Consider the following 10958-nt stretch of genomic DNA (forward strand, 5'->3'; position numbering starts at 1 on the left):
GGTCGATCAGAAGAACATCCTCGGCAGCCACAGTACCAGCGAAGGCACGTAGGTGATGACCGCCAGGCTCAATAGCAACGGCACCAGCCAGGGCAGGATGGCCATGGTCGTGCGCTCGAAGCTCAGGTTGGCCACGCGGGCCAGCACGAACAGCACCAGGCCCATGGGCGGGTGCAGCAGGCCGATCATGAGGTTGAGCACCATCACCAGGCCGAAGTGGACCGGGTCCACGCCCAGCTGGGTGGCGATGGGCAGCAGGATTGGCACCAGGATCGTGATGGCCGCCGTGGGCTCCAGGAAGCAGCCCACGAACAGCATCAGCAGGTTGGCCAGCAGCAGGAAGACCCAGGCGCTCTTGGTAAAGCCCAGCACCCAGTTGGCGATGTCGGTGGTGACGCCGGTGGCCGTGAGCATCCAGCCGAAGATCGATGCGGCCGCCACGATGAAGAGCACGGTGGAGGTGGTCTCGATGGTGTCCATGCACACCTTGATGAACATCTTCCAGCTCAGCGTGCCGTACCAGGCAAAGCCCAGGATCATGGCCCACACGCAGGCGGCAATGGCGCCCTCGGTGGGCGTGAACAGGCCCGTGGTCATGCCGCCGATGAGCAGCACCGGCGTCATGATGGGCAGCAGCGCCTCGAACCTGAAGATCTTGTCGATGACGAACAGCAATGCCAGGCCGACGAACACCGACAGCTGCGCCGGCGCGCCCAGCTTGGCCACCACGACCCACAGCAGCAGTGGCCAGCCGATCACCACCGCCAGCTCGGCCAGCGCCTTGGCCAGGCGCGAGCTGGAGAACTTGAAGTCCGAGCCCCACTCGTTCTTGTGCGCGAAGTACGCCACCGTGATCATCATCAGGATGGCCAGCATCGCGCCGGGCAGGATGCCCGCGAGGAACAGCGCACCGATCGACACGTTGGCCATCATCCCGTAGATCACGAAGGGCAGGCTGGGCGGAATGATGGGCCCCAGCGTGGCGGACGCCGCCGTTACGCCTACCGCGAATTCCGCCGAGTAACCATGCTCCTTCATGGCCTTGATCTCGATGGTTCCCAGCCCCGCCGCGTCGGCGATGGCGGTGCCGCTCATGCCGGCGAAGATCACCGAGCCCAGCACGTTCACGTGGCCCAGCCCCCCCTTGAGCCAGCCCACCAGCGACAGCGCGAAGTTGTAGATGCGCGTGGTGATGCCGGCGTTGTTCATCAGGTTGCCGGCCAGGATGAAGAAGGGCACCGCCAGCAGCGGAAAGCTGTCGATGCCGCCCACCATGCGGTGGACTACCACGAAGGAAGGCAGGTTGCCGGAGATGAGGATGTAGGCGAGCGAGGCGCCCGCCATCGCGATGGCGACCGGGATGCCGCCCATCATGAAGATGAGGAAGAAGATTTTCAGCATGTGCGTCGGGGGAAGCGTCGTTCGTGCGTGGGTGGTCAGTGGTCGGCCAGGGTGCTCTCGGGGCGCTCCAGCACGCTGTAGCCCCGCCGCCAGTGCACGCGCGCCACCTGCACCGAGCGCCACGTCATGGCCGCGAAGCCGAACAGGCACAGGCCGTAGACGATGTTCATCGGTGCATCGATGATGGTCATGCGCGAGTTGTTGCCGATGCGGGCCATCATCTGTACCGTCATGACCACCGCGGCCACGAAGAAGAGGATGCGCAGCACGTCGACCCCGCGCGACATCCATCGGCCCAGGGCCGGCGGCATGTGGCGGTAGAAGAAGTCCACCTGGATCTGGTTGTTCTTCGCCACGCCGATGGCCGCGCCGATGAACACCACCCCGATGAGCTGGTAGCGCGCCACCTCCTCGGTCCAGGCGGCGGAGTCGTTCATCACGTAGCGGGTGACGAACTGGTAGAACACGGTCAGGCCCAGGGCCCAGAAGAGGGCGAGGGCGATCCAGCCCTCGGCAATGATGCCGCTCAGGTCCACTTCCTCGTCCTTGGCGTGGAAGTGGCCCTCGTCGTCGATGATCTTTTCTTCAGCCATGAATTTTTCTTAGGCAAGCAAAGCGAAGCCCGTTCGGGGAACACCGCGGAACTGGCTTTGCCAGGCCGCTGGTGTTGCCCCCTTGAGGGGGGATGCGAGCTACACGAAGTGAGCGAGAGTCGGGGGTGGACTACTGGATGGCGATGATGCGGTCGTAGTCCTGCTGGCGGTAGCCGTGGTCGGTCGGCTTGGTGTTCTTCAGCACCGCCTCGCGGAACGCGCCCTTGTCCACCGTGATGACGTTGTTGCCCTTCTTCTTGAACTCGTCCACCAGGCGCGCTTCGGACGCGATGATCTCGCGGCCGGTCTTCTCGGCGGCTTCCTGCATCACCTCGGTGAAGATCTTCTTCTCGTCCGCCGAGAGCTTGCCCCACAGCTGGCCCGAGACGATGGTCAGCAGCGAATCGACGATGTGGCCGGTCAGCGAGATGTTCTTCTGCACCTCGTAGAACTTCTTGGCCTCGATGGTGGGCAGCGGGTTCTCCTGCGCGTCCACCGTGCCGTTCTGCAGCGCCAGGTACACCTCGGCAAAGGCGATCGGCGTGGCGTTGGCGCCCAGCGATTTCGGGAAGGCCAGGTAGGCCGGCGCGTCGGGCACGCGGATCTTCAGGCCCTTCATGTCCTCGGGCTTGGCCACGGGGCGTGCCGCGCTGGAGGTGACGTGGCGCGCGCCATAGTAGTTCAGCGCGGTGATGTGGTTGCCCGTCTTGTCGTCGTAGCCCTTGGCCAGTTCCCTGAACACGTCGCTCTTGGCGTACTTCAGCTGGTGCTCCGCGTCGCGGAAGATGAAGGGGAAGTAGGACACGGCCAGCGGCTGGTAGCTGCGTCCGGCAAAGCTCGCGCCCGAGAGGATGATGTCCACCGTGCCCAGCGTCAGTCCCTGGTTGATGTCCGCTTCCTTGCCCAGGCTGGAGGCCGGGAACACCTGGATTTCGTACTTGCCGTTGGTGCGCTTCTTGATCTCCTCGCCGGCCCACACCGAGTACTTGTGGAAGGGCTCCGAGGTCTCGTACACATGCGCCCACTTGAGCTTGGTCTGGGCCTGGGCGGTGCCGAGCGTGCCCAATGCAGTGGCCGCCAGCGCGCAGGCAGCCAGGGTCTTGATGGCAAGGCGTTTCTTCATGCTTCTTGTCTCCATGGTCTTGGGTTGAAACGAACGAAAGCGGTTGGGGCGCATGCCCCACCTGCAGGGGGCTAGCCCGGCTTGGCGCGCCGCCAGCTGGCCGAAAAGCGCTGGTGCGACTTGTCCATGTGGATGTGCATGGCGGTGCGCGCGGCCTCGCCATCGCGCGCGGCAATGGCATCGCGAATGGCCTCGTGCTCGGCAATGGCGCTGCGCCAGGACTTGACGGTCTCGAAGTAGCCGCCCAGGCGGGTGAAGATCGGGCCTTTGCGCGAGTCCCAGAAGCCCAGCACCGTTTCGGTGAGCACCACGTTGTCGCAGGCTTCGACGATGGCCAGGTGAAAGGCGCGGTCGCCTTCCAGCGGCATCACGCCGCGGTCGGCCAGCTCGCGCATGGTCTCGATGGCCTGGGTCATCGCGTCGACATGGCGGGCCTTGCGCTGCAGGGCGGCGACGGCGGCGGTTTCGCCCTCGACGATGCGGCGCGCGCGGATCAGCTCCAGCGGGCCCCATTCGGGCTGTGCGCTCGGGGGCGGCTCCGCGGCGGGCTGGCGGCGCTCGAGCACGTACACGCCCGAGCCGGTGCGCACCTCCACCCAGCCTTCCACCTCCAGTGCAATCAGCGCTTCGCGCACCGACGGCCGGCTCACGCCCAGCTGGCGGGCCAGGTCGCGCTCGGCCGGCAGGCGCGCGCCCACGGCGAACTCGCCCCGGGCGATGAGCGCGCGCAGCTGCTCGGCAATCTGGCGGTACAGGCGCTGGGGCTCGACGGTTTGCAGCGGCACGTGGCGAGGATGAAGTTGGTTAGGGGTTGTCCTGAATTGGACAAGTGGTCAGGCCAATTCAGAATACGCCGCGTCATCGTACTCACCCATCGGGCCTAACCCGCATGGCCCATCAAGGAGAAAAGCAGCTCATGAGACTCAAGGGAAAAACCGCGCTGGTCACGGCGGCCGGGCAGGGCATCGGCCATGCGAGCGCGCTGGCGCTGGCGGCCGAAGGCGCGCAGGTCTGGGCGACCGACGTCAATGAATCGCTGCTGGAACGCTACAAGGGCGTGGCCAACATCACCGCCGAGCGTCTCGACGTGCTCGACAAGGCTGCCATCGCTGCGCTGGTGGCCCGCATGCCGGCGGTGGACGTGCTGTTCAACTGCGCGGGCGTGGTGCACAACGGCCCCATCGACCAGGCCACCGATGACCAGCTGGAATTCGCGTTCCACCTGAACGTGCGCGCGCAGTTCTGGGCCATCCAGGCGGTGCTGCCCGGCATGCTGGCGCAAGGGCGCGGCAGCATCATCAACATGGCCAGCGTGTGCTCCAGCATCAAGGGGCTGCCCAACCGCTGCGTGTACGGCACCACCAAGGCGGCGGTGCTGGGGCTGACCAAGAGCGTGGCGGCCGACTACGTCACGCGCGGCGTACGCTGCAATGCGGTGTGCCCCGGCACGGTGGATACGCCCTCGCTGGCCGACCGCATCAACGCCAATGCCGACCCGGTGGAGGCGCGCAAGGCCTTCATCGCGCGCCAGCCCATGGGCCGGCTGGCGCAGCCCGAAGAAATCGCGCCGCTGATCGTCTTCCTGGCCAGCGACGAGGCGCAGTTCGTCACCGGCCAGGCCTATGCGGCCGACGGCGGCATCACCATATGAACCAGCTCGACTTCCAGGGCCGCCACGCGGTCGTCACCGGCGGTGCCACGGGCCTGGGCTTCGGCATTGCAAAGCGCCTGGTCGACTCGGGCGGCAGCGTCACCCTGTGGGACCGCGACGGCGAGGCTGCCGCCAAGGCGGCCGCCTCGCTGGGCGAGAAGGCCTTTGCGCTGGCGGTGGATGTATCGCAGCAACCCTCGGTGGCCAAGGCCGTGGCGGCCACGCTGGCGCATGCCAACCAGCGCATCGACGCGCTGGTCAACAGCGCCGGCATCACCGGGCCCAACACCACGGTGTGGGACTACCCGGTCGACGCCTGGCGGCAGGTGATGGATGTGAACCTCACGGGCCTGTTCATCTGCTGCCGCGAAGTGGTGCCGCAGATGCGCGCCCAAGGCTGGGGCCGCATCGTCAACATCGCCTCGGTGGCCGGCAAGGAAGGCAACCCCAACGCCAGCGCCTACAGCGCGAGCAAGGCCGGCGTCATCGCCCTGACCAAGTCGCTGGGCAAGGAGCTGGCCGACACGAATATCCGCGTGAACTGCGTGACGCCGGCGGCGGTGAAGACGGCCATCTTCGACCAGATGACCGAGCAGCACATCGCCTACATGCTGTCGAAGATTCCCATGGGCCGCTTCGGCCAGGTGGAAGAGATCGCCGCCATGGTCGCGTGGCTGTGCACCGAGGATTGCGCCTTCTCCACCGGCGCTACATTCGACCTCTCCGGTGGGCGCTCCACCTACTGACTGAATCACCCAACCCCCCCATCACAAAGAAAGAACAAGACATGAAACTGGTGCGCTACGGCAACCCCGGCAAGGAAAAGCCCGGCCTCATCGACGCCAACGGCCAGCTGCGCGACCTGAGCGCGGTGGTCAAGGACATCGGCCCCGAGCAGCTCGGCGACGCCGTGCTGGCCAAGATCGCCAAGACCAAGACCGACAAGCTGCCCCTGGTCAAGGGCAAGCCGCGCTACGGCTGCCCGGTGGCCAACGTGGGCAAGTTCATCGCCATCGGCCTGAACTATGCCGATCATGCGGCCGAATCGGGCCTGCCGATCCCGGCCGAGCCGGTCGTGTTCATGAAGGCCACCTCGTGCATCCAGGGCCCCAACGACCCGGTGATGCTGCCCAAGGGCTCGAAGAAGACCGACTGGGAAGTCGAGCTGGGCGTGGTCATCGGCAAGCGTGCGCGCTATGTCTCGCAAAAGGAGGCGCTCGACTACGTGGCCGGCTACTGCACCATCAACGACGTGAGCGAGCGCGAGTTCCAGATCGAGCGCGGCGGCACCTGGGACAAGGGCAAGGGCTGCGACACCTTCGGCCCCATCGGCCCCTGGCTGGTCACGCGCGACGAGGTGCCCAACGTGCAGAAGCTCTCGATGTGGCTGGACGTGAACGGCAAGCGCATGCAGACCGGCACCACCAAGACCATGATCTTCTCGGTGGCCAAGCTGGTGGCCTACTGCAGCCAGTTCATGACGCTGGAGCCCGGCGACGTCATCACCACCGGCACGCCGCCCGGCGTGGGCCTGGGCATGAAGCCGCCCGTGTACCTGAAGAAGGGCGACGTCATCACCCTGGGCATCGAGGGCCTGGGCGAGCAGCGCCAGGACGTGGTGCCGTTCAAGCTCTGAACGGCTTTTCAGCGCAGCACGCGCACCAGCTCGTCGTACACCAGCCGCACGCGCGCCGGAACCGGCGAGCGCTGCGAGCGGTAGACATGGATCGGCCAGGGCTCCGGCGCCTCGGCCGCCAGTACCGCCACCAGTTCGCCCGAGCGCAGCAGCGGCTCGGCTAGCGGCCCGACGAGCTGGCCGAAGCCCAGCCCGGCCACGACGGCAGCGCATTCGGCATCGACGTCATCCGTGACGAAGGCCGGCGCGCTCGGCATGTACTGGCGGCCCTTGCCGAAGAACCAGGGCCAGGGCCGGCCTGAACTGCGATCCATCAGCGCCGTGAGCGGCAGGGCGGCCAGGTCCTGCACGCTGCGGGGCTTGCCCACGCGCTCGACCAGCGCCGGCGTACCCACCACATGGAGCGCCATCTTTCCCACGGTCCGAGCAACAAAGCGGGCATCGCGCACCGGCCCCGCGCGCACGCCGATATCGATCTGCTGGTCGACCACGTCGGCATGCTCTTCCGACAGCCGCAGGTCCAGCACCAGCCCTGGATGCGACACCATCACCGGCGCGAGCGCCTGCGGGATGAGCCGGCGGCCGAACACGTTCGGCGCCGTCATGCGGACCGTGCCTGCATGCTGCGACAGCGCTCGCCGGTCCGCCCGGTGGAACAGCGCATCGACGCCGCCGACGGCCTCGCGGGCCCGGGCGCTGAGTTGGCGCCCGAAGTCGGTGAGCTGCACACCGCGCGTGCTGCGGTGGAACAGCGGCTCGCCCAGTTCTTCCTCCAGCTCGCGCACCGCGCGGGTGACGACCTGCGGCGACACCGAAAGCCGGACGGCGGCATCGCGGAAGTTGGCTGCATCGGCAGCGGCGCAAAAGACACGCAGGGCATCGAGTCGGTTGGACATGTGGCGGCTGGAGTGTTCCTGATTACGGAATTCTGAAGGCCAAAGAGCTTCATTTACGGGAATGCGCGGATTTTCCACACTGCAGCCATCCCATCCACGCAACCCGAAAGGAAGTTCACCATGACCCAGGTTCAAGACAACATCCGCGGCAAGGTCGCCATCGTCACCGGCGCGAGCAGCGGCCTCGGCGAATCGACGGCGCGCCACCTGGCCGCCCGCGGCGCCAAGGTGGTGCTGGCCGCGCGCCGCACCGACCGGCTCGACAAACTGGTCGCCGAGATTCGCGCGGCCGACGGCCAGGCGATTGCGGTAGCCACCGATGTCTCCAGGCGCGAAGACCTTGACAAGCTGGCCGATGCCGCCGTGCAGGCTTTCGGCCGTATCGACGTGCTGGTCAACAACGCCGGGGTGATGCCCCTGTCGCCGCTCGAGAAGCTCAAGGTCGACGAGTGGGACCGCACCATCGACGTCAACATCAAGGGCGTGCTCTACGGCATTGCCGCCGTGCTGCCGCGCATGAAGGCGCAGGGCAGCGGGCATATCGTCAACATCGCGTCCATCGCCGGGCTCAAGGTGTTCACGCCCATCGGCACCGTCTACAGCGCCACCAAGCACGCGGTGCGTGCCATCTCCGAAGGCCTGCGGGTGGAGGTGGGCAACAGCGGGGTGCGCGTGACCATCGTCTCGCCCGGTGCGGTGGAGTCCGAACTCAAGTTCGGCTCCAGCGACGCCGAAAGCGCCGCCGGCGTGCAGGCTTTCTACGAAGCCAACCAGATTCCCGCCGATTCGGTGGCGCGAGCCGTCGTCTATGCGGTGGAGCAGCCTGCCGAGTTGGATATCAACGAGGTGGTCCTGCGGCCCGTTGCGCAGGAGTTCTGATCGTCGACTGGTCCGGCGGCAGGGGAACGCGCCCAAAGACCCGCGACATATGCGGGTCTTTGGGCTTCCGTTCGCCCCCAAAGTTCTGCAAAATAGAACGACCGTTCGTTTTATTTGCAAACCCGCTCCATGCCCACCACCTCTGCCCGCGCCAAGGCTTCCCGCGCCCCGCAAAAGGGCCAGCAGACAAAGGCCGTCATCATCGACGCGGCACTGAACCTGGCGGCGCAGATCGGGCTGGAAGGCCTGTCCATCGGCGCCATTGCCGAGGTCACGCAAATGAGCAAGTCGGGCGTGTTCGCCCATTTCGGCTCGCGCGAAGAGCTTCAGATTTCCGTGGTGCGCGAATACCACACCCGCTTCGAGCAAGAGGTGTTCTATCCGGCCCTGACCGCCGAGCGCGGATTGCCGCGCCTGCGCGCGCTGTTCGGCAACTGGATGAAGCGCACCTCGGCCGAGATCGACTCGGGCTGCATCTACATCAGCGGCGCGGTGGAGTTCGACGACCGCCCGGGCCCGGTGCGCGACGCGCTGGCCGAGTCGGTCAACATCTGGCTGGCCGCCATGCTGCGCGCGGTGGAGCAGGCCAAGGACGAAGGCCACCTGCGCGCCGATGCCGACGCGCAGCAGATCGCCTTCGAGATCCATGCCCTCATTCTTGCGCTGCACTACGAGGCGCGCTTCCTGCGCAACCCCTTGTCGCTCAACCGCGCGAACGCGGGCTTCGCCAACATCATCGCGCGCAGCAGCGCCCCTGCTGCGCCCACCGCGGATGCCCGGCCCGCCAAGGCCGCGCCCGCCAGCCGGCCGGCGCGCGCCAAGGCCGCGGCCTGAGCCGTCAGCCCCTCACGGCCCCTCTTTCTCCTCTCATTTCTACTCTGATCTTTTCCAGGAGTCCTTCGCATGCCAGCCTACAACCCGCCCCTTCGCGACATGCAGTTCGTTCTGCACGAGGTGCTCAACGTCACGCAGGAGCTCAAGGCCCTGCCGGCCCACGCTGACACCGATGCGGACACCATCAACGCGGTGATCGAGGAGGCCGGCAAGTTCGCTTCCGAAGTCACCTTCCCGCTGAACATCTCGGGTGACACCGAAGGCTGCGTGCTCGACAAGACCACGCACGAGGTGAAGGCGCCCAAGGGCTTCAAGGAGGCGTACGCCAAGTTCGTCGAAGGCGGCTGGCCCGCGCTGTCGTGCGACCCCGAATACGGCGGCCAGGGCCTGCCCTACGTGGTCAACCAGTGCCTGTACGAAATGCTCAACAGCGCCAACCAGGCCTGGACCATGTACCCCGGCCTCTCGCACGGCGCCTACGAAGCCCTGCATGCCTACGGCACGCCCGAGCAGAAGAAGACCTACCTGGGCAAGCTCACCAGCGGCGAATGGACCGGCACCATGTGCCTGACCGAGCCGCACTGCGGCACCGACCTGGGCCTGCTGCGCACCAAGGCCGAGCCGCAGGCCGACGGCACCTACAAGATCACCGGCAACAAGATCTTCATCTCGGCCGGCGAGCACGACATGGCCGCCAACATCGTCCACCTGGTGCTGGCCCGCCTGCCCGACGCGCCCAAGGGCAGCAAGGGCATCAGCCTGTTCGTGGTGCCCAAGTTCCACGTGAAGGCCGACGGCTCGCTGGGCGAGCGCAACCCGATCTTCTGCGCCGGCCTGGAGCACAAGATGGGCATCCACGGCAACGCCACCGCCCAGATCGTGATCGAAGGCGCCACCGGCACCCTGGTGGGCGAGCCCAACAAGGGCCTGCAAGCCATGTTCGTGATGATGAACGCCGCCCGCCTGGGCGTGGGCAACCAGTCGCTGGGCCTGACCGAAGTGGCTTTCCAGAACGCGCTGGCCTATGCCAAGGACCGCATCCAGATGCGATCGCTCTCGGGCGTGAAGGCCAAGGACAAGGAAGCCGACCCGATCATCGTGCACCCCGACGTGCGCAAGATGCTGATGACGGCCAAGGCGTATGCCGAAGGCGGCCGCGCGCTGCAGATCTTCTGCACGCTGCTGCTGGACAAGGCGCACAACCATCCCGACGAGAAGGTGCGCAAGGACAGCGACGAAATGGTGGCGCTGCTCACCCCCATCGTGAAGGCCTTCATCACCGACAACGGCCACATCGCGACCAATGCCTGCATGCAGGTGTTCGGCGGCCACGGCTTCATCAAGGAATGGGGCATGGAGCAGTTCGTGCGCGACAACCGCATCAACATGATCTACGAAGGCACGAACACCGTGCAGTCGCTGGACCTGCTGGGCCGCAAGATCCTGGCCAACAACGGCGCGTCGCTCAAGAAGTTCGGCAAGCTGGTGGGCAAGCTGGTGGAGGAAGAGGGCGTGAACGAGAAGATGAGCGAGTTCATCACCCCCATCGCGGTGCTGGGCGACAAGCTGACCAAGTTCACGACCGAGATCGGCTTCAAGGGCTTCCAGAACCCCGACGAAGTGGGCGCCGCCGCGGTGGACTACCTGCGCGTGGCCGGCCACTTCGTGTTCGGCTACCTGTTCGCCCGCATGGCCCAGGTGGCGCTGCGCGAAATCGCCGCCGGCAACCAGGACCCGTTCTACGTGGCCAAGCTGCAGACCGCGCGCTTCTACTTCGCCAAGCTCTTCCCCGAGACGGCGACGCTGATGCTCACGGCCCGCGCCGGCGCCAAGCCGCTGATGGACACCGAAGCCGCCCTGGCCTGAAGAACCCTCTCCCCGCTGGGGAGAGGGCAGGGTGAGGGGCATGGCGCAACACCGGCGCCCTCACCCCTGCCCTCTCCCA

Annotated in this window: 11 protein-coding genes; 6 read left to right on the forward strand and 5 right to left on the reverse strand. The window is 66.5% G+C overall.

All coding sequences use genetic code 11. The features are described from left to right. Nucleotides 1–6 precede the first annotated feature (6 nt). The 4 genes from VSO01S_RS06845 to VSO01S_RS06860 form a co-directional block, all read right to left on the reverse strand. On the reverse strand, nt 7–1401 hold the full coding sequence (locus VSO01S_RS06845) for a TRAP transporter large permease (protein WP_068641046.1): 1395 nt from the start codon (nt 1399–1401) through the stop codon (nt 7–9). A 35-nt stretch (nt 1402–1436) separates the two neighbouring features. Next, a complete protein-coding gene (locus tag VSO01S_RS06850) occupies nt 1437–1994 on the reverse strand; it encodes a TRAP transporter small permease (RefSeq protein WP_068641047.1) in 558 nt (185 codons plus the stop codon). 130 nt (nt 1995–2124) lie between these two features. Beyond that, nucleotides 2125–3117 (reverse strand): sialic acid TRAP transporter substrate-binding protein SiaP, encoded by a 993-nt coding sequence (locus tag VSO01S_RS06855; RefSeq protein ID WP_068641048.1) that lies wholly within the window; start codon nt 3115–3117, stop codon nt 2125–2127. A gap of 71 nt (nt 3118–3188) precedes the next feature. Continuing rightward, nucleotides 3189–3902 (reverse strand): FadR/GntR family transcriptional regulator, encoded by a 714-nt coding sequence (locus tag VSO01S_RS06860; RefSeq protein ID WP_068641049.1) that lies wholly within the window; start codon nt 3900–3902, stop codon nt 3189–3191. 131 nt (nt 3903–4033) lie between these two features. On the opposite strand from VSO01S_RS06860, the gene VSO01S_RS06865 reads away from it, so the two are divergent. Genes VSO01S_RS06865 through VSO01S_RS06875 form a run of 3 tightly spaced genes read left to right on the forward strand, consistent with a single transcriptional unit; the run spans nt 4034 to nt 6404 of the window. Beyond that, nucleotides 4034–4768, forward strand: a complete 735-nt coding sequence (locus VSO01S_RS06865) for an SDR family oxidoreductase (RefSeq protein ID WP_068641050.1) — start codon at nt 4034–4036, stop codon at nt 4766–4768. Further along, nucleotides 4765–5514: an SDR family NAD(P)-dependent oxidoreductase gene (locus tag VSO01S_RS06870; RefSeq protein ID WP_068641051.1), complete on the forward strand. Its 750-nt coding sequence runs from the start codon at nt 4765–4767 to the stop codon at nt 5512–5514. Before VSO01S_RS06865 ends, VSO01S_RS06870 begins: the two co-directional genes overlap by 4 nt. Before the next feature lie 41 nt (nt 5515–5555). Continuing rightward, a complete protein-coding gene (locus VSO01S_RS06875) occupies nt 5556–6404 on the forward strand; it encodes a fumarylacetoacetate hydrolase family protein (protein ID WP_068641052.1) in 849 nt (282 codons plus the stop codon). Nucleotides 6405–6412: 8 nt separating this feature from the next. Here VSO01S_RS06875 and VSO01S_RS06880 read toward each other — a convergent pair whose 3' ends face one another. Further along, complete coding sequence (locus tag VSO01S_RS06880; RefSeq protein ID WP_068641053.1) at nt 6413–7300, reverse strand: LysR family transcriptional regulator; 888 nt, start codon at nt 7298–7300, stop codon at nt 6413–6415. A gap of 120 nt (nt 7301–7420) precedes the next feature. Between VSO01S_RS06880 and VSO01S_RS06885 the strand changes: the two genes are divergently transcribed. From VSO01S_RS06885 to VSO01S_RS06895, 3 genes are all read left to right on the forward strand, one after another. After that, nucleotides 7421–8179 (forward strand): SDR family oxidoreductase, encoded by a 759-nt coding sequence (locus VSO01S_RS06885; protein ID WP_068641054.1) that lies wholly within the window; start codon nt 7421–7423, stop codon nt 8177–8179. Between the two features lie 129 nt (nt 8180–8308). Beyond that, entirely contained in the window at nt 8309–9013 is a 705-nt protein-coding gene (locus VSO01S_RS06890; RefSeq protein WP_068641055.1) for a TetR/AcrR family transcriptional regulator, read from the forward strand. A gap of 69 nt (nt 9014–9082) precedes the next feature. After that, entirely contained in the window at nt 9083–10879 is a 1797-nt protein-coding gene (locus tag VSO01S_RS06895; protein ID WP_068641056.1) for an acyl-CoA dehydrogenase C-terminal domain-containing protein, read from the forward strand. The last annotated feature ends 79 nt before the right edge of the window (nt 10880–10958 follow it).

The sequence above is a fragment of the Variovorax soli NBRC 106424 genome (assembly GCF_001591385.1).
Taxonomy (GTDB): Bacteria; Pseudomonadota; Gammaproteobacteria; order Burkholderiales; family Burkholderiaceae_C; genus Variovorax; species Variovorax soli.

Excerpts from the sequence above, each read along its gene's own strand:
- VSO01S_RS06845 (WP_068641046.1), bottom strand. The coding sequence starts at position 1,401 with ATGCTGAAAATCTTCTTCCTCATCTTCATGATGGGCGGCATCCCGGTC.
- VSO01S_RS06850 (WP_068641047.1), bottom strand. The coding sequence starts at position 1,994 with ATGGCTGAAGAAAAGATCATCGACGACGAGGGCCACTTCCACGCCAAG.
- VSO01S_RS06855 (WP_068641048.1), bottom strand. The coding sequence starts at position 3,117 with ATGAAGAAACGCCTTGCCATCAAGACCCTGGCTGCCTGCGCGCTGGCG.
- VSO01S_RS06865 (WP_068641050.1), top strand. The coding sequence starts at position 4,034 with ATGAGACTCAAGGGAAAAACCGCGCTGGTCACGGCGGCCGGGCAGGGC.
- VSO01S_RS06870 (WP_068641051.1), top strand. The coding sequence starts at position 4,765 with ATGAACCAGCTCGACTTCCAGGGCCGCCACGCGGTCGTCACCGGCGGT.
- VSO01S_RS06875 (WP_068641052.1), top strand. The coding sequence starts at position 5,556 with ATGAAACTGGTGCGCTACGGCAACCCCGGCAAGGAAAAGCCCGGCCTC.
- VSO01S_RS06880 (WP_068641053.1), bottom strand. The coding sequence starts at position 7,300 with ATGTCCAACCGACTCGATGCCCTGCGTGTCTTTTGCGCCGCTGCCGAT.
- VSO01S_RS06885 (WP_068641054.1), top strand. The coding sequence starts at position 7,421 with ATGACCCAGGTTCAAGACAACATCCGCGGCAAGGTCGCCATCGTCACC.
- VSO01S_RS06890 (WP_068641055.1), top strand. The coding sequence starts at position 8,309 with ATGCCCACCACCTCTGCCCGCGCCAAGGCTTCCCGCGCCCCGCAAAAG.
- VSO01S_RS06895 (WP_068641056.1), top strand. The coding sequence starts at position 9,083 with ATGCCAGCCTACAACCCGCCCCTTCGCGACATGCAGTTCGTTCTGCAC.